Genomic DNA, 16,349 nt, shown 5'->3' on the forward strand with positions numbered 1-16,349 from the left:
TCAGGGGCCGTCGCCGTGCGCGCCGACGGCCCCCGGCCCGCCCGTCGCCACCCGGCGGCGGACGCCGTACTGGCAGAACCCCGGCCGGGGGCGCCGCCAGGGCACCCCGGAACCGGAGAGCAGGAGAATGACCGACATCTGGCAGCGCCTGGCCCGCCGCCACCCCCGTCTGATCGACACCGTGGCCGGGCTCGCGCTGATCGCGCTGACCGTCGCGGGCACCAGGGTCGACCCGAGCGGTCACTACAGGAGCCCCGAGCCCACGGCGTTCGTCCTGGCGGTGCTCTCCGGCGCGGCCGTGTTCTACCACCGGCGGTACCCGCGCACGGTGGCCGCCGTGACGCTGGCCTGCGGGGTCGTGGTCGAGCTGACCGCCACGCGGCCCAGCCCGACCCTGATCGCCCCGCTCCTCGTCGCGCTCTACTTCCTCGCGGTGCGCACCGACCGGCTCACCGCGCGGGTGGCGACGGCCGTCTCGGGCGTCGTGCTCACCGTCACCGCCCTGATCGTCGACTCCGGCGCGCCGCTGGGGGAGAAGATCGGGGTGCTGACCTGGGTGGTGCTGCCCGGTGCCATCGGTGACTCGATCCGCAACCGGCGCGCCCACCTGGCCGCGATCGAGGAGCGCGCCGAACGCGCCGAACGCACCCGGGAGGAGGAGGCCCGCCGCCGGGTCGCCGACGAGCGGATCCGGATCGCCCGCGACCTGCACGACGTGGTCGCCCACCACATCGCACTGGCCAACGCCCAGGCCGGCATCGCCGTCCACCTCATGGACACCCACCCCACCGAGGCCCGGGAGATGCTCAGCCACCTCACGGACACCACCGGCTCCGCACTGCAGGAGCTCAAGGCCACGGTCGGGCTGCTGCGCCGCGCCGACGATCCCGAGGCGCCCCTGGAGCCGGCCCCCGGCCTCGGCCAGCTCCCCGCCCTGATCAGCTCGTTCGAACGCACCGGACTGCCGGTCCGGCTCGCGGTCGAGGGTGAGCCGCGCCCGCTCTCCGCGGGGGTCGACCTGACCGCCTACCGGATCGTCCAGGAGTCCCTGACCAACGTCGCCAAGCACGCCGGGGTCGCCGGCGCCGAGGTCACGCTGGCCTACTCCGACAGCCGGGTCGTGCTCACCGTCGCCAACGGTTCGCCCGTCGCCAACGGCAGGCCCGTCGCGAGCGGGCGCGTCGTCAGCAGGCCCGCCGGCACCGCGCCCGCCGGGCCCGGGTCCGCGACCAGGACCAGGACCGGCCCCGCGGCGGCCCGTCCGGCGGCCGGTGCCACCGGCTTCGGACTCATCGGCATGCGCGAGCGGGCTTCCGCGGTGGGCGGCCGGTTCTCCGCCGACCGCCGTCCGGGAGGCGGCTTCCTGGTCTCCGCCGAACTCCCCCTGCGAACCGCCGCCGCCCGAGAGGACAAGGAAGCCGCATGACCATTCGCGTACTGCTCGCCGACGACCAGGCGCTGCTGCGCGGCGCGTTCCGGGTGCTCATCGACGCCGCCGAGGACATGGAGGTGGTGGGGGAGGCCGCCGACGGCCGCGAGGCCGTCGAACTCGCCCGCGCCACCCGGCCCGACGTGGTCCTGATGGACATCCGGATGCCCGGAGTGGACGGGTTGTCCGCGACGGCCGCGATCTGCGGTGACGAGGACCTCGCGGGTACCCGGGTGCTCATCCTCACCACCTTCGAGATCGACGAGTACGTGGCCCAGGCGCTGCGGGCGGGCGCCGGCGGCTTCCTCGGCAAGGGCGCCGACCCGAAGGAGCTGCTCGCGGCGCTGCGGACGGTCGCGGCGGGCGAGGCCCTGCTCTCGCCCGCCGCCACCCGCGCCGTGATCGACCAGTTCCTCGCCCAGCCCGAGCCCGCCGCCCCCGACGCGCCGCAGCGACTGTCGGCCCTCACCGCCCGCGAGCGCGAGGTGATGGCGATGGCCGCCACCGGCCTGACCAACGAGGAGATCGCCGAGCGGATGTACGTGAGCCCCTTCACCGTGCGGACCCACGTCCATCGCGCCATGGCCAAGCTCGACGCCCGCGACCGCGCCCAACTGGTCGCCATCGCCTACCAGTCCGGTCTCGTCCCGGTGACCCGTCCGCCCCGGTGACCTCGTGACGGGGTGACCCAGGCAGCTCTCCGATCCTCGCCCGGGAGGTACGTGTCACGGTTGCGTCACGTGATCGGCGGTCTCCAGCGACCGGGGACCGGCCCGCTGGAGACTCACGGCATGGGAATCGCTACTCCGCGGGCCGGCCGAAAGTCCTTCCGGGTACTGACGGCGACGGTCGTCCTCGCCTTCGCCGGTTCGGCGGTCGCCGCCTGCTCCGCCGACAAGGCGACGCCCGAGCCGGCACGGTCGACCCCCGCGGCGTCGTCGGCCTCGAGTTCCTCGGCCATCCGCACGGTGGCCGTGTTCACCCCCGACCACCAACTGGACGAGGCGCAACTCGCGCGCTCCGGCGAGCTGTTGCTCGGCCGGGCCAAGGCGCGCGGTCTGTCGGACGCCCAGGTGTCGCCGGTGCCCGGCGGGCTGCGGCTCTCGGTCGCGGGCCCGGTCGCCGCCGACCGCCTGGTCGCCCTGGGCCGACAGGCCGTGCTGGAGTTCCGCCCGGTCCTCGCGCTCGCGCCCGGCGCCACCGCCCAACCGATCGGCGGGCCGGACCCGTTGCCGACCGGGACGGTGCCGCCCGATCTCGCCTCCCGGTTCACCGCTCTGACCTGTGGCGCCACCGCGCAGGCCCTGACCGCGCCGACCGATCCGGCGGCCGCGCTGGTGGTCTGCGGCTCGGTCTCCACGACCGAACCGGCCGCCATGAAGCTGGCCCTCGGACCGCTCGCGGTACGCGGTGCCGATGTCACCAAGGCCGCGGCGGAGTTCGACATCCAGTCCAGCCGGGGCTGGCAGGTCACGCTCTCCTTCAACCAGAAGGGCGCGGCGGCCTTCACCGAGGTGACGGGCAAGCTGGCCCAGCGGTCCGACCCGGCCAACCAGATCGCCATCCTGCTGGACGGCACGGTCGTCTCACACCCGGCCGTCATGCAGGCGATCACCGGCGGCGAGGTCGTCATCAGCGGAACCTACAACGAGGACGAGGCCCGGGACCTCGCCGCCACCCTCACCCAGGGCAGCCTGCCCGCCACCTTCCAGCCCTCAACACCCACCACAACCCCCTGAACCACCGCTCCCGCACCGGGCCACGTGGGTCCTACGGTTCGTCGCAACACCCCGGTCCAGCGCTCAGGGGCCTGTCGAGTTGAGCCGGGAGGTCTGCTCCCGGCTCGTACAGCCGGGCTACGCCCCAACGAGAACACCAACGGCCTGCGGCAGCAGTACCTCCCCGGGGCAGCGACCTGTCCGTTCACGCTCCCGAGCGTCTGCCCGAACTCCTCGCGGCCCGAGGCCCGTACTTCGCAGGTCACCGATCCAGGTCAGCGGTCTCGGTCGAGTCCGGGCGTGGGCCTGCCGGTGTGCGGCCAAGCGTTCGCTGCATCAGTACGGTGTCGATCCAGCGGCCGTGCTTGTAGCCGACGGCAGTCAGCCGGCCCACATCGGCGAACCCGAAACGGCGGTGCAGTGCGACCGAGGCGTCGGCGCCTGCGTCGGCGATGACGGCGATCATCTGTCGTGCGCGGGTCCGGGCACAGGCGTCCAGCAGGGCTTCCAGCAGGGCGCCGCCGAGACCTCGGCCCGTCCGGCCGGGGGCGAGGTAGATCGAGTTCTCGACGGTGTGCCGATAGGCGGGCTTGGGGCGCCACGGGGCCGCGTAGGCATAGCCCGCGACTTCACCGGACAGCTCCGCGACCAGGAAGGGCAGACCCTGGGCGGCGAGCTCGTCGAGCCGCCGCTGCCAGGCGTCCACCGGCGCAGGAATCTCCTCGAAGGTGATCACGGTGTGGCGGACGTAGTGCGTGAAGATCCCGGCCACGGCATTCAGATCGGCCGCGACCGCCGGACGGATCACTGACTCCACGGCTGCCACAACGGAGAGTGTAGGCCGCCCGGGGTCAGTCGTGCTTTGGGCCGGAGCCGTAGGGGCGGACCTGGAGCCGCCAGGGGTCCGTGGGTTTGTCGGTGTGCAGGACGAACAGGCCGGGGCGGGGGAGGGTGACCACCCGCATGGCCTCGCCGTAGGCACTGATGTAGGTCCGGAACCAGGAGGGCAGCCCCTTGGGCGAGGGGCACTCGCAGTCGTCGTCGCGCCAGCAGCCGCAGACGAACTGGGCGTGCCACGAGGAGGACTTGGCGTGGATGACCACCTCGGTGGGGTCGCCGGGGCGGACCGCCAGGACTGTTTCGCCGAACCCCTCGCGCTCGCCGAGCAGTTCGTCGACCTCCGTGGGGGCGTACAGCCGGACCGACCACTCGCTGCGGCGGCCTGCCTCCACCTTGAGGTGGGTGACGTCGCCGGCCAGCACCCTGCGGGAGCGTCCGCGCCCATGGTAGGAGGCGACGTAGAGCAGGGAGGAGTGGGTGTCGACGCGGGTGCGCGTCCTGACCATCGGCGTGATGGAGAGGCTCGACTTGGTCGTCGCCTCCACCAGTGCCACGGCCACCACTCCGGGCTCGGGCCGCTCGATGGGGAACTCCAGCTCGGTCGGCTCGTCGGTCCGGCCGGAGTAGTGGAACCGCTCGCCCTCCTGGCGCTGCGGGACCGGCCCGGGGCCGTCCAGCGGACCGGTGGTCGCGGTGAGGCGGGGCAGGCCGTCCTCATCGACGGGGGTCGGCGCGGGCGTGGCGGCGGGCTCGGGCGCGGGCTTGGCGGCGCGTTGCCGGGATCGGGGTACGGCGTCCCGGGGTGCGGAGGGATCCGCCGCCTCGGCCCGGCGCCGTTGCTCCAGCCCGACCAGCGCGGAGTGCACGAGGGCGAGTTCCGTGCGCCGGGCGCCCGAAACGGGTGCCGGATTCGGCCGTGCTTTCGGCCCGGGCTCCGCTTTCGGCTTCGGCTTCGGTTTCGCGGTGGACACCGTCGGAGCCCGCGCCGCCGACACCGCCGGAACCGTCCGTACCGCTGACACCGTCGTCGCGACCAGCGCCCGGGCATCCTCCGCGGACTTCGCGGCGACAGCGGCTGAGGCGGCGGCCCGTCGGGCCGCATCGATCGCCTGGTTCCTCAGGACGGCCGAGGCGGTGAGGCACCCGAGGGCGAACCCGGCGACGATGGCGATGACGGCGACGAACAGCATGGTCCCCCCGATGGATGCGCGTTCCGTACCGATCGAGGCTACGCCTGGTAGTCGGTCGTCAACCATCCTCGGGCGGGGGCTAATTGAGCACGGGCAAGCGGGAGGCGAGCTCGGGCGTCCGGCGGCCCGCCCACCCGTACCGATCGAAGGGTGGCGGGGCCGCCGGTCCGCCTGACGCAGCCTCAGAGAGGCCTTCAGGCTCGGGTCAACGCCGCACCAGGACGGTGGGCTTGTTGGAGGCCATCAGTACGTACGGGTTGTCCGGGTCGCTGTTCACGTCGTTGACCCAGCCGTTGTAGAAGGCCGTACCCGCTTCCGCGCTCCGGCCCGAGCGGACCTCGAATGACGCGAACGCCCAGACGTTCGAGCAGACCAGGACGAACTCCTGCGCGGTGACGTCCCGAAGAGCGGCAACGGCGGCCGTGGACCATCGCTGATCATGGCCGGCGATGTTCTCACCGATGAAGGCCCGCAGGTCGCTGTGGGACGTCTGGTGGTGCTTGAAGACCCGGTGGGAGAACTGCCCTTTCACCGACTGCGAGTTGAACGGGTAGGGCACCCACATCCAGCTCCAGCCGGGCCCGGAACGTCCCGTGGCGGATTCCGGGTAGTCGTGGTCGGAGATGGTGTAGTTCGTCGTGTTGTCCGGGGCGTTCAGCTTGAGCACGATCTCCCCTGCCGTCGCTGTCGGTGAGCCACCGCAACAGAGACACGCCGCCCCCGCGCGCAACTCGTCATCGGGCGCCAGCATATCCGGACGCGTCGACTCGGGACCGGCTTCGGGGGCGGCTCTGCACTGTTGCTCCACATACCCGGTCGCGGAGGGCGGGGCTCCGGCGCTGCGCCGCGCCTGCGGCCGGCTGGGTATCACCGTCCTGGAGCACACCGGCGTCGAAGCCGTCGAAGCGACGCGGGTGGGTTCCCGCGTCGCTTCGGTGCGGGCGGCCCGCCACCGCAGCAGAGGCTCAATGAGCTCCCACTGATCGTCCTTCAGGTCCGAGGGGTGCCGGCGTCGTTCAGTCACGAATGATCAGTACCGCCGACCTGGACCCGACCTCTGCGGGATCATGGAATCAAGGCCGTGCCGCATCACTCGAGCCGGACAGTTGGGGGGTCCCCTGTCGAACACCCTCTCAGAGGGGAAGCAGCTCCGGGCGCTTCGCCTCGACGTGGTCGCCGGAGGACTCGCCGCGCAGGCGGCGGCCGACCCACGGGACCAGGTAGGTGCGGGCCCAGTGCAGGTTCTCCCTGCGCTGTTCGGCGGGGGAGAGCTCGGGCATGTCCGGCCAGGGCGCCTCCGGGTCCTGCTCGGTGCGCAGCCCCAGCGAGCGGGCGGCCAGCAGGGCGACCCGCTGGTGGCCCTCGCCGGACAGGTGCAGCCGGTCCTCGCTCCAGGCCCGGCGGTCCTGCACCGCGCGCAGCGACCAGAGGTCCGCCACCTTGCAGCCGTTGCGGTCGGCGACGGCCCGCATGTGGCCGTTGTAGGTGGCGATCTTGCCGCGCAGGTGCTTGAACAGCGGCACTCCCCGGGTGTCGAAGCCGGTGCAGATGAGGACCGTCCCCGCCGACTCGACGAGCTGGACGACGGCGGCCTCGAAGCGCTCGGCCACCTCGTCCGGGTCGCTGCCCGGGCGCAGGATGTCGTTGCCGCCGGCGCAGAAGGTGATCAGGTCGGGCTGGATGCGGCGGACCTGCGGCACCTGCTCGGCGGTGATCTGGTCGAGCAGTCGGCCGCGTACGGCGAGGTTCGCGTAGCGGAACCCGCCGGGCGGGCGACCCTCGGCGAGCAGGCCTGCCAGCCGGTCCGCCCAGCCGGCGAAGGCGCCGCCGGCCCCGGGGTCGTTCAGGCCCTCGGTGAAGCTGTCGCCGAGGGCGGCGTACGAACTGAGGTCAAGGGTCTCCTGGAGGTTCGACATGAAGGAGATAGTTCACTGTCTCAAGTGACCTACGCCACCGTAGGTGGCCCGTAGCGGTACGTGAGATGGGCCACGTGCGCTTCCCGGAACACGGCGGGCCGTTGCTTTGTTGCTGCCGGTCCACCGGTCGGCGGGCTCGGGAAGCCGGGCGCCGGGCGCGGTCTGAGCGGTTGTCACCCTCCGGTGCAGAGCCCCCCGTGCGCCTGTGCGCCGGGGACCGCGCCGGGTGCGCGGGGGGTTGCGTCCGCCGGGGTAGTCCGCACGTGCGTACGAACGGCGCCACCCGGGCAGCCGCTCTCTGGGGCGAACGCCCCTACTCCCGTGCGGCCGGGGTACCCCGGTACCCCTCCCGTGTTCCCGCACCACCGGACGGCGGAGGTTGCCGTATGCCGAACCGAACCCCGGAGCGGACCGCCAGGCCGCGTCGCTACCTGATGTGCCGACCGACGCACTTCACCGTCGACTACGCGATCAACCCCTGGATGGATCCGGCGCAGCCCACCGACACCGCCCTCGCCGTCCGCCAGTGGGAGCGGCTGGCCTCCTTGTACCGGCGGCTCGGCCACACGGTGGACCTGATCGAGCCGGTGCCGGGCCTGCCCGACATGGTGTACGCGGCCAACGGCGCCACCGTGCTGGACGGCCGGGCGCTGGTCGCCACGTTCCGGCACCCGGAGCGGGCCGGGGAGTCCGACGCCTACCAGAGCTGGTTCCAGGCCAACGGCTTCCGCGAGGTCCACCGGGCCGGGTTCGTCAACGAGGGCGAGGGCGACCACCTGGTCGCCGGGCGCAGGGTCCTGGCCGGGACGGGCTTCCGGACCGACCGTGCGGCCCACGCCGAGGCCGGCGCGCTGTTCGGCGTGCCCGTGCTCAGCCTGACCCTGGTGGACCCGCGCTTCTACCACCTGGACACCGCGCTGGCCGTCCTCGACGACGACCACGTCATGTACTACCCGGAGGCCTTCGCCCCCGACAGCCGGGCCGCCCTGCGCGCCCTCTACCCGGACGCGATCCTCGCGGACCGTGCGGACGCCGAGGTGTTCGGCCTGAACGCCGTCTCCGACGGCCGCCGGGTGCTGCTGCCGGAGACCGCCAAGTGCCTCGCCGGTCGGCTGGCCGAGCACGGGTACGAGCCCGTCCCGGTGGACCTCTCCGAACTGCTCAAGGGCGGGGGCGGCGCCAAGTGCTGCACCCTGGAGCTCAGGCCGCATTGACCGGGCCGCAGTGACCGGGCCGCAGTGACCAGGCCGCGGTGACCGGGCCGTGGTGACCGGGCCGACCTCCAGGGTGCGCGGACCGCCACGCCGGTCGGATCAGGCGCCCAGCCACAGGTCGGGGCCGAACACCTCGTAGTGGATGTCCGCCGCCGGCACGCCCGCGGCTAGCAGCTGCGTCCGGACGGAGCGCAGGAAGGGCAGCGGACCGCACAGGTAGGCGGTGGTGCCGGGCGGGACGGCCACCGTGGAGAGGTCGACCAGTCCGGTGCGCTCGGCCGGCCAGTCGCCGAGCGGCCGCTCGTAGAAGACATGGGCGGTGGCGTCCGTCAGTTTGGCGGTGAGCTGGGTGAGTTCGGCCCGGAAGGCGTGCGCGAGCTGGTCGCGGTCACCGTGCACGGCGACCACCGGCCGGGTCGATCCGACGGCGGACAGGTGGGCGAGCATGGCGGTCATCGGGGTGTTGCCGATGCCGGCGGAGGCGAGCAGGACCGGCCCGTCGCCGTCGGCCAGCGCGACATCGCCGAGCGGCGGGGTGAGTTCGACGACCCCGCCGGCCCGCAGGTGGTCGTGCAGGTGGGTGGAGACCTCGCCGGCCGGGGTGTCCTCGGACCCGGCGGCCCGCTTGACGGAGAACTGGAGCGCGCCGTCCGGGTGGCCGGAGAGGCTGTACTGGCGGATCTGCCGCGCGCCGTCCGCCAGCACCGTCCGCACCGAGACGTACTGGCCGGGGCGGGCGGGCGGCACGGGCCCGCCGTCCGCGGGGCGGACCAGGAAGGTGGCCACCTCGTCGGTCTCCTGGTAGCGGGCGACCACGGTGTACGGGCGCCACAGGTCGGCCGGGTCCGCGCTGCCCTGCCCGGCGGCGGCCTCGGCGCGCAGCCGGTCCTCGATGGCGATCAGCGCGTTGGCCATCAGCCAGTAGACCTCGTCCCAGGCGGCGGCCACCTCGGGGGTGACGGCCTCGCCGAGGACCTCGACGATGGCGGCGAAGAGGTGCTCGTGGACGATGCGGTACTGGTCGGCGGAGATGCCGACCGACACGTGCTTGTGCGCGATCCGGGCGAGCATGGCGTCCGGCCGCTGGTCGGGGTGGGCGATCAGCGCGGAGGCGAAGACGGCTATCGACCCGGCCAGCGCCTGCCGCTGGGTGCCGTTCGCCTGGTTGCCCCGGTTGAAGAGGTCGCGCAGCAGCTCCGGGTGGGCGGCGAACAGCTTGTCGTAGAACAGCGGGGTGATGTCGCCGATCGCGGCGCCCACGGCGGGCAGAGTGGCTTCGACGACCTCGGCGGATTTGGCGGACAGCATCGATCTCGCTCCAAACTGGTATCTGAAAGTCGTATTTAAGCCCGCGTGCAGGTGCGTGCGGAAGCGGGTGTGGGCGTTCTGCCCCGGGGGAGGTGTTCGGCGGCCCCCGCGGGGCGGGGCGGGTCGGGTCAGTCCGTGGGTCTGATGGTGAGGCTGAGCAGGACCGGCCCGGTGGGGGAGGCGACCAGGTCGCCGATGCAGAGCGGGTCGAGCGCCGCGAAGAACGCCTCCTGTGCGGTGCGCAGCGCCCCGCGCAGACGGCAGGCGGCGCGCAGCGGGCACGGCGGATCGTCCTCGCAGCCGACCACGTCCCCGACGCCCTCCAGCTCGCGCAGCAGCAGCCCGAGTGATCCGGTGCGGCCGGCGAAGGTGAGGGCCAGGCCCCCTCCGCGTCCGCGCCGCGCCTCCACCACGCCGAGGTGCTGCAGCCGGCTGACCACCTTGGCGGCGTGCGTGTACGGCACGCCGACCGCCTCGGCCACCTCGCGGGTGGTCGGGGTGGCGTCGTCCTCGACGACGGCCAGCCGCATGGCGATGCGGAGAGCGATGTCGGTGCTCTTGGTCAGCCTCACGATGCACACGCTAGCTAATACGACTTACAAAATCCAATTTATCGCCTGACGCGGTAGCGGGCGGGCGGCCCGGATGTCGGCTGCAGTGCGGGTCGGGTCCCGACCGCGCCCGCTGCGGCGTCAGGTGCCCTCCGGCCTACCGGTGATCTCGCGCACCACCCGCTCGTAGCGGTGGAAGAGCCGGGGCCCGGGTGCGGGGTCGGAGGCCTCGGCCGCCAGCAGCAGCCGCCAGCAGTCGGCGGTCAGCGTGCGGGCCTCCGCGCCGGGCCAGGGATGGGGCAGGAGTTCGGGCGGCAGCAGCGGGTCGGGCGTCGTCGCGCGGGTGAACGCGGCCGCCAACTCCACGGTGATGGCGAGCCGTTCGGTCCGGCCGGGGGGTTGGGCGCCGGTCAGCCGGGCCAGCCGTTCGCCTGCGATGGCGGCCAACCGGCGGTGCCCGTCGGCGAGTTCGTCGATCGGCCAGAGCCGTCGGGCCAGTGCCGCCGGCCCCGCCTCGTCGCCGATCCGCAGGTCGGTGCTGGTCATCAGGGTCAGCCGGTCGCGCACCCCGAGCCGCTCGGCCTCGGCCTCGACGTACGGCTCCCAGGCGTTGGCGCAGGCGTAGACGCCACCCTGGACGGCCGCACCGCCGAGCGCGACCAGGGCCTCGCGCAGTGCGTCCCGGGCGGGGCGGGCGGACTCGGGCACGGCAAAGGCGGCGAGGTGCCAGCTGCCGTCCCAGGGTGCGAGCCCGGCGTCCTGGGCGTACATGTGCCGGACGAAGTCGACCTCCGGTTCGGCCGCGAGCCGGGCCTCCTCGGTCTCCCGCAGCACGGCGCGCCGACCCCGGCCCTCCTGGACGATCCGGCCCTCGGCGGCCATCCGCTTGATGCAGAGCCGCACCTGCTGGTCGGACATCCCGAGTGTGCCGGCCACCTCGTACAGCTCGCCGGCGTCGACCGTGCCGTCCGCCCGGACCAGCCCTTCGACAAGCGTCCTGGTGGGGACCTCGGGCCTTGGTTCCTCCGTCATCTCGACCGCTCCCTTCCCCGGAGGAGTGTAGTACGCTCCAAACTATCGAAAACGAAACGATAGTTTTGGCAGTGATAGATAGCGATGGATGGCGATGGGATCTGGTGGCCTGATGGCGCGACGAACACCCCGCACGTGGCTCCGGCGGCTGCTCGGCACCCTGCTCGCGCTGGTCCTGACGGCCGGCGCCGCGGTCGGCTGGGTGGCCTACCAGCACAGCTACGAGCTGCGCGAACAGCGGGTGACCATCACCGGTGGCGCCCAGCCGCTGGACGGCGTACTCGCCCGGCCCGAGGGCGGCGACGGGCCGTTCGGCCTGGTGGTCTTCGTCCACGGCGACGGCCCGGCCGATGCCACCCGCGACTCCTTCTACCGGCCGATCTGGGAGTCCCTCGCCCGGGCCGGCTTCGCCTCGCTCTCCTGGAACAAGCCCGGTGTCGGGGGTGCGCCCGGCGACTGGCTCGACCAGTCCATGGACGACCGGGCCGCCGAGACCGCCGCCGCCATCGCCTGGGCCAGGTCCCAGCCCGGCGTCGACCCCGACCGGATCGGACTCTGGGGCATCAGCCAGGCCGGCTGGGTGCTGCCCAAGGTCGCCAACCGGGTGCCCGAGGTCCGGTTCGTGATCGCCGTCTCCCCGGCGGTCGACTGGCTCCGGCAGGGCCGCTACAACCTGCTCGCCGAACTCGCCGACGAGCATGCCCCGCGGAGTCGAATCGACGCCGAACTCGCCCGCCGCGAGCGGGTCAACGACCAGCTGCGCAAGGGGGCCACGTACGAACAGGCCAGGGCCGCCGTCGGCGCCGACCTCGGCGATCTGACGCCCGGGCGCTGGCGCTTCATCGGCCGGAACTTCACCGCGGACGCCACCGCCGACCTGGCCGCGCTCAAGGTGCCCGTGCTGCTGGTGCTCGGCGGCCGGGACCGTAACGTCGACGTCGCCGACACCGAGTCCGGCTACCGCCGACTCCTCACCGGGCCGGGCCAGTTGACCGTACGGAGCTATCCGGGGGCGAGCCACGGCCTGGCCGCGCCCGGCGTCGAGGACGACTCCCTCCGGGGCCTGCTCACCGCGGTGGCCGCACCCCGCTCGGTCTATGTCGACGGCTACCTGGACGACCTGCGCCGCTACCTGGAGTCCGTGGCGCCGAAAGGGGCGCACCGATGAGGATCCTCGCCCTCGGCGGAGCGGGCGCGATGGGTGCGGCCGCCGTCCGGGCCGCCGTCGAACTGCCCGGCGTCCGGAGCCTCGTCGTCGCCGACCGCGACCTCGCGGCGGCCCGCCGGCTGGCCGCCGCGCTCCAGCCGTGCCGAGTGGATCTGACGGTCCGTCAGCTCGACATCACGGACGGCGGGCGACTCGAAGCCGCGCTCGCCGAGGCCGATGCGGTACTCAACACCGTGGGCCCCTACTACCGGTTCGGCCCGGCGGTACTGGCCGCCGCGATCCGCACCGGCACCCATTACCTGGACCTGTGCGACGACTGGGAACCGACCGTCCGGATGCTCGAACTGGACGGTGAGGCGAGGAGGTCGGGCGTCACGGCCGTGCTCGGCATGGGCGCCAGCCCGGGCCTCTCCAACCTGCTGGCCGTGCTCGCCGCCGAACGGCTCGACACCCTGCACGACCTGTACACCGCCTGGCCCGTCGACGTCCCCGACGCGGGCGAGGAGTTGACCGGTCCGGACGGCCGCCCGGGCGCCGCCGCCGTCCACTGGATGGAGCAGATCAGCGGCACGGTCGCCGTCGTCGAGCGGGGGGAGCCGGTGCGGCGGCCGCCGCTGCGGCCGGTCACCCTCGCCCTGCCGGGCGGCCGCACCGGCACCGGGTACACCGTCGGCCACCCGGAACCCGTCACCCTGCACCGCAGCCTCGCGCCCGTCGGCAACGCGGCCTGTCTGATGGTGGTCACCCGCGGCACCGCCGCCTACCTGGACGGCCTGCGGCGCGACCTCGACCGGGGGCGGCTGGACAACGAGTCCGCCGCGGCGCTGCTCGCCGACCCGCCGACCGGCCGCGCCCTGGCGGCCGCCGTCCGCGCCGCCGCGTTCCGCGGCCCGGGCGCGCTGCCGCCGTTCTTCGCCGCCGCCACGGGCCTGCGCGACGGCCGCCCGCTCACCGTCCTGGCCCGCCCGGCCGAGGAGCCGCCGCGCCTGCTCGCCGACATGGCCCGGGCCACCGGGATCCCGCTCGCGCTCGGGCTGGCGCAGGTGCTGGACGGTACCGCCCGCCGCCCGGGCGTCCACCCACCGGAGGCCGTCATCGACGCGCGGCGCCTCTTCCGTGACCTGGAGCCGCACCTGCCGGGCGTGTGGGTCGAGGAGAGCGGCCCCGGCCGGCCCGGGGAGGCCGGGCCGACCGGGGCGCGCTGACGGTACGGGCCCGCCGGACAGGGCCTAAGGTCTGCGGACGCCCGTACCGCCCCGTCCGCCCTGCGGCGCCCCGTCCGCCCTGCGGCGCCCCGTCCGCCCTGCGGCGCCCCGTCCGCCCTGCGGCGCCCGGAGCGCGCCGCAGGGCGAGCCCGACCGCGTCAGGGGGCGATCGGCAGCTGCCGCTTGTGCTCGGTGAGCCGGTAGCGGCGGACGATCACCTCGAAGGCCGCCTGCTCGACCGGCTCGCCCTCCAGGAAGTCGTCGATGTCGTCGTAGGTGACGCCGAGCGCGTCCTCGTCCGGCTTGCCCGGGTCCAGCGTCTCCAGGTCGGCGGTCGGGGTCTTGTGGGTCAGTGCGGACGGCGCACCCAGGACCTGCGACACGGCCCGCACCCGCCGCTTGGTCAGACCGGTGAGCGGGACGACGTCGGCCGCACCGTCGCCGAACTTGGTGAAGAAGCCGGAGACCGCCTCGGCGGCGTGGTCGGTGCCCACGACCAGCCCCTCGTGCGCACCCGCCACCGCGTACTGGGCGATCATGCGCTGCCGCGCCTTGATGTTGCCGTGCACGAAGTCCTGGTGGTGCGCGTCCCGGAAGACCGTGCCCCCGGCCAGCGCCGCCTCCAGCGCGGCGTCGCTGGCGGCCTTCACGTCCACGGTCAGGATCCGGTCCGGCCGGATGAACTCCAGCGCCAGCTGCGCGTCCTTCTCGTCCGCCTGCGCGCCGTACGGCAGCCGCATCGCGAAGAAGGTCGCGTCGTGCCCGGCGGCCCGGACCCGCTCCACGGCGAGCTGGCACAGCCGGCCCGCCGTCGTGGAGTCCACGCCGCCGCTGATGCCGAGCACCAGCGCGCGCAGACCCGTGGAGGTCAGCCGGTCGGCGAGGAAGGCCACCCGGCGCTCGATCTCCTGCGCGGCGTCGAAGGACGCGCTCACCTGGAGGTCCCGGGCGATCTCCTGCTGCAGGGATATGGACGCCTGGTCGGTCACGGCTGCTCCTCGGTCGGGCCCGTGGACGGGTCGGCACCCGGCGCCACAGGTGTGTAGCGGACGGAAGCACTCTATGGGAAGGCCGCGGAGCCCCGCGCGGGGCATCCGGCCTGGTGGCCGGTGCGTCCGGTGCCTCCCACCGGGCCACGGCGCACCGGGCCCGCCGCACCGCACCCCCGCCGGTCCCGCCGGGGGGCGAGGCGGGAGCACGGCCGGGGTACGACGGGGGCGCGGCCACGGTCACGGCCCGGCCCGACGGCCTCCCAGAGCCCCCACCTCGTGCGATGCGCCCCCGGCCCGGACAAACCTCCCCCCGCGGCACTGTGACGCGGATCACCCCGAATGCAGAACCTGCACGCCGATTCCGTCGTCTGGCAGGTGTGAGATCACGCAGGAGAGCACTGGACGAGCTGGACGAGGAGCGACTCCTCCGGCTGGTGGCCAGAGGTGAACGCGGAGCGTTCGACGAGTTGTACCGGCGCACGTCGCCGTGGCTGGCGGTGCGACTGCGCCGCCGCTGCGCCGACGAGCAGATCGTCGCCGAGGTCATGCAGGAGACCTATCTGGCGGTGTGGCGGGCGGCCGACGCGTTCGCCGGCAGCGCGGTCGGCGGGACGGCCGTCGGATGGCTGTGGACGATCGCGGCGCGCCGCCTCGTCGACGCGTTCCGCCGGCGTGCCCACCACGCCGAACCGCCGGTCGCCGCCGCCGAGCGGGCGGTGGTGCCCGCGGCCGAGGAGGAGGCACTCGCCGGGACCGTCGGCGGCGACGTCGGCGACGCCCTGCGGCAGCTGGCGCCGGAGCTCCGACAGGTACTGCAGGCGATGGTGCTCGACGGACTCACCGTCCGGGAGACCGCCGTCCTGCTCAGACTGCCCGAGGGCACGGTCAAGACACGTGCCCGTCGGGCCCGGATCGCGATGAGGGAGGCGCTGGCATGAGCGCGGGACACGCGTCGATGCGGCTGATCGACGACTACGCACGCGGTGACACGGAGCTGGCCGCGGACGCGGTATGGGCCCTGGAGGCCCACCTGGAGACCTGCGCGATGTGCCGCGGCCGCCTGGCGGAGTCCGTGGTCACCGAGGCACCCGGCATCGCCGCGCTCGTCGACACCGTCCGGGCCGGTCTGGAGCCGCAGCTGGACGCGGCCGTCAGGGCACCCTCGCGGCGGTTCCGCCCGCGCTGGGTGTCGGCCTGGATGACCCCGGCCATGGGCCCCTGGCTGGCCATGACCGTCCTCGTCACCCTGATGGCGCTGCTGCTGGACGAGGCCTGGCCGTCGGCGCTCTCCGGCGACGCCTCGCCGATGCTGCTGATCGCGCCCGTGCTGCCGCTGTGCGGCGTCGCCGCCTCCTGGTCGCGCGGCCTGGACCCGGCGCACGAGCTGACGGCCTCGACCGCCCGGTCCGGGCTGCCCCTGCTGCTCAGACGCACCACCGCGGTCCTCGTGGTGGTCCTGCCCGTGCTCCTGGCGGGCGGCTGGTGGAGCGGATCCATGACGGCCGCGCAGTGGCTGCTGCCCTCCCTGGCCTTCACCTCCACCGCCCTGGCCCTGGGCAGCGTGGTCGGCGTGACCCGCGCCGCCGCCGGGCTGGCCACCGCGTGGGCCGCCGCCATCGTGGCGCCCGCCTGGGCCACCGGCCGCGTCCCGCACGCCCTGGAGCTCGCCCTGCAACCGGACCGACTGCCCGCCTGGGGACTGCTCCTGGCCCTCGGCGTCGGCGCCGTGATCGCCCGCAGAAACGCGTACTCAACGCTGTGAAACCATCGTCGACCCTCGAAAGGG

At 73.9% G+C, this 16,349-nt stretch carries 17 protein-coding genes; 8 read left to right on the forward strand and 9 right to left on the reverse strand.

Features of this window, described 5'->3' with window-relative positions; all coding sequences use genetic code 11:
- On the reverse strand, positions 1-138 hold the full coding sequence (locus tag ACGFZP_RS30645; RefSeq protein ID WP_392939239.1) for a hypothetical protein: 138 nt from the start codon (positions 136-138) through the stop codon (positions 1-3).
- Between ACGFZP_RS30645 and ACGFZP_RS30650 the strand changes: the two genes are divergently transcribed.
- From ACGFZP_RS30650 to ACGFZP_RS30660, 3 genes are all read left to right on the forward strand, one after another.
- Positions 128-1,426, forward strand: coding sequence for a sensor histidine kinase (locus ACGFZP_RS30650; protein WP_392939241.1), 1,299 nt, complete (start codon positions 128-130; stop codon positions 1,424-1,426). The genes ACGFZP_RS30645 and ACGFZP_RS30650 overlap by 11 nt on opposite strands.
- A complete protein-coding gene (locus ACGFZP_RS30655; RefSeq protein ID WP_392939242.1) occupies positions 1,423-2,100 on the forward strand; it encodes a response regulator in 678 nt (225 codons plus the stop codon). Before ACGFZP_RS30650 ends, ACGFZP_RS30655 begins: the two co-directional genes overlap by 4 nt.
- Before the next feature lie 120 nt (positions 2,101-2,220).
- On the forward strand, positions 2,221-3,168 hold the full coding sequence (locus tag ACGFZP_RS30660; RefSeq protein WP_392939244.1) for a hypothetical protein: 948 nt from the start codon (positions 2,221-2,223) through the stop codon (positions 3,166-3,168).
- 241 nt (positions 3,169-3,409) lie between these two features.
- Here ACGFZP_RS30660 and ACGFZP_RS30665 read toward each other — a convergent pair whose 3' ends face one another.
- From ACGFZP_RS30665 to ACGFZP_RS30680, 4 genes are all read right to left on the reverse strand, one after another.
- A complete protein-coding gene (locus ACGFZP_RS30665; RefSeq protein WP_392939245.1) occupies positions 3,410-3,973 on the reverse strand; it encodes a GNAT family N-acetyltransferase in 564 nt (187 codons plus the stop codon).
- A gap of 25 nt (positions 3,974-3,998) precedes the next feature.
- Positions 3,999-4,853, reverse strand: coding sequence for a hypothetical protein (locus ACGFZP_RS30670; RefSeq protein ID WP_392939246.1), 855 nt, complete (start codon positions 4,851-4,853; stop codon positions 3,999-4,001).
- A gap of 529 nt (positions 4,854-5,382) precedes the next feature.
- Entirely contained in the window at positions 5,383-5,844 is a 462-nt protein-coding gene (locus ACGFZP_RS30675) for a hypothetical protein (protein WP_392939247.1), read from the reverse strand.
- A 466-nt stretch (positions 5,845-6,310) separates the two neighbouring features.
- Complete coding sequence (locus ACGFZP_RS30680; RefSeq protein WP_392939248.1) at positions 6,311-7,093, reverse strand: SGNH/GDSL hydrolase family protein; 783 nt, start codon at positions 7,091-7,093, stop codon at positions 6,311-6,313.
- 386 nt (positions 7,094-7,479) lie between these two features.
- Here ACGFZP_RS30680 and ddaH point away from each other — a divergent pair, with 386 nt between their 5' ends.
- The gene (gene ddaH, locus ACGFZP_RS30685) at positions 7,480-8,307 is read left to right on the forward strand and encodes a dimethylargininase (RefSeq protein ID WP_392939250.1); all 828 of its coding nucleotides are present in this window, start codon (positions 7,480-7,482) and stop codon (positions 8,305-8,307) included.
- 99 nt (positions 8,308-8,406) lie between these two features.
- Here the strand turns inward: ddaH and ACGFZP_RS30690 are convergent, their stop codons facing one another.
- From ACGFZP_RS30690 to ACGFZP_RS30700, 3 genes are all read right to left on the reverse strand, one after another.
- Complete coding sequence (locus tag ACGFZP_RS30690) at positions 8,407-9,615, reverse strand: globin domain-containing protein (RefSeq protein ID WP_392939251.1); 1,209 nt, start codon at positions 9,613-9,615, stop codon at positions 8,407-8,409.
- Positions 9,616-9,743: 128 nt separating this feature from the next.
- The gene (locus ACGFZP_RS30695) at positions 9,744-10,187 is read right to left on the reverse strand and encodes an RrF2 family transcriptional regulator (RefSeq protein WP_392939252.1); all 444 of its coding nucleotides are present in this window, start codon (positions 10,185-10,187) and stop codon (positions 9,744-9,746) included.
- 120 nt (positions 10,188-10,307) lie between these two features.
- Positions 10,308-11,198 carry a PaaX family transcriptional regulator C-terminal domain-containing protein gene (locus ACGFZP_RS30700; RefSeq protein WP_392939254.1) on the reverse strand — a complete coding sequence of 297 codons (891 nt, stop codon included), beginning with the start codon at positions 11,196-11,198 and terminating at the stop codon, positions 10,308-10,310.
- Between the two features lie 112 nt (positions 11,199-11,310).
- On the opposite strand from ACGFZP_RS30700, the gene ACGFZP_RS30705 reads away from it, so the two are divergent.
- A complete protein-coding gene (locus ACGFZP_RS30705) occupies positions 11,311-12,366 on the forward strand; it encodes an alpha/beta hydrolase family protein (protein ID WP_392939255.1) in 1,056 nt (351 codons plus the stop codon).
- Positions 12,363-13,571, forward strand: coding sequence for a saccharopine dehydrogenase family protein (locus tag ACGFZP_RS30710; protein WP_392939257.1), 1,209 nt, complete (start codon positions 12,363-12,365; stop codon positions 13,569-13,571). Before ACGFZP_RS30705 ends, ACGFZP_RS30710 begins: the two co-directional genes overlap by 4 nt.
- A 158-nt stretch (positions 13,572-13,729) precedes the next feature.
- Here the strand turns inward: ACGFZP_RS30710 and nadE are convergent, their stop codons facing one another.
- Positions 13,730-14,560 (reverse strand): ammonia-dependent NAD(+) synthetase, encoded by an 831-nt coding sequence (nadE, locus tag ACGFZP_RS30715; protein WP_392939258.1) that lies wholly within the window; start codon positions 14,558-14,560, stop codon positions 13,730-13,732.
- A 380-nt stretch (positions 14,561-14,940) separates the two neighbouring features.
- On the opposite strand from nadE, the gene ACGFZP_RS30720 reads away from it, so the two are divergent.
- Entirely contained in the window at positions 14,941-15,501 is a 561-nt protein-coding gene (locus ACGFZP_RS30720; RefSeq protein ID WP_392939260.1) for an RNA polymerase sigma factor, read from the forward strand.
- Positions 15,498-16,325, forward strand: a complete 828-nt coding sequence (locus ACGFZP_RS30725; protein ID WP_392939261.1) for a zf-HC2 domain-containing protein — start codon at positions 15,498-15,500, stop codon at positions 16,323-16,325. Before ACGFZP_RS30720 ends, ACGFZP_RS30725 begins: the two co-directional genes overlap by 4 nt.
- Positions 16,326-16,349 lie beyond the last annotated feature (24 nt).

The sequence above is a fragment of the Kitasatospora sp. NPDC048239 genome (assembly GCF_043202015.1).
In the GTDB taxonomy this organism is placed as follows: Bacteria; Actinomycetota; Actinomycetes; order Streptomycetales; family Streptomycetaceae; genus Kitasatospora.

Coding starts and splice junctions, on each gene's coding strand:
- ACGFZP_RS30680 (WP_392939248.1), bottom strand. CDS start 7,093: ATGTCGAACCTCCAGGAGACCCTTGACCTCAGTTCGTACGCCGCCCTC.
- ACGFZP_RS30660 (WP_392939244.1), top strand. CDS start 2,221: ATGGGAATCGCTACTCCGCGGGCCGGCCGAAAGTCCTTCCGGGTACTG.
- ACGFZP_RS30645 (WP_392939239.1), bottom strand. CDS start 138: ATGTCGGTCATTCTCCTGCTCTCCGGTTCCGGGGTGCCCTGGCGGCGC.
- ddaH (WP_392939250.1), top strand. CDS start 7,480: ATGCCGAACCGAACCCCGGAGCGGACCGCCAGGCCGCGTCGCTACCTG.
- ACGFZP_RS30725 (WP_392939261.1), top strand. CDS start 15,498: ATGAGCGCGGGACACGCGTCGATGCGGCTGATCGACGACTACGCACGC.
- ACGFZP_RS30710 (WP_392939257.1), top strand. CDS start 12,363: ATGAGGATCCTCGCCCTCGGCGGAGCGGGCGCGATGGGTGCGGCCGCC.
- ACGFZP_RS30655 (WP_392939242.1), top strand. CDS start 1,423: ATGACCATTCGCGTACTGCTCGCCGACGACCAGGCGCTGCTGCGCGGC.
- ACGFZP_RS30690 (WP_392939251.1), bottom strand. CDS start 9,615: ATGCTGTCCGCCAAATCCGCCGAGGTCGTCGAAGCCACTCTGCCCGCC.
- ACGFZP_RS30700 (WP_392939254.1), bottom strand. CDS start 11,198: ATGACGGAGGAACCAAGGCCCGAGGTCCCCACCAGGACGCTTGTCGAA.
- ACGFZP_RS30705 (WP_392939255.1), top strand. CDS start 11,311: ATGGCGCGACGAACACCCCGCACGTGGCTCCGGCGGCTGCTCGGCACC.
- ACGFZP_RS30650 (WP_392939241.1), top strand. CDS start 128: ATGACCGACATCTGGCAGCGCCTGGCCCGCCGCCACCCCCGTCTGATC.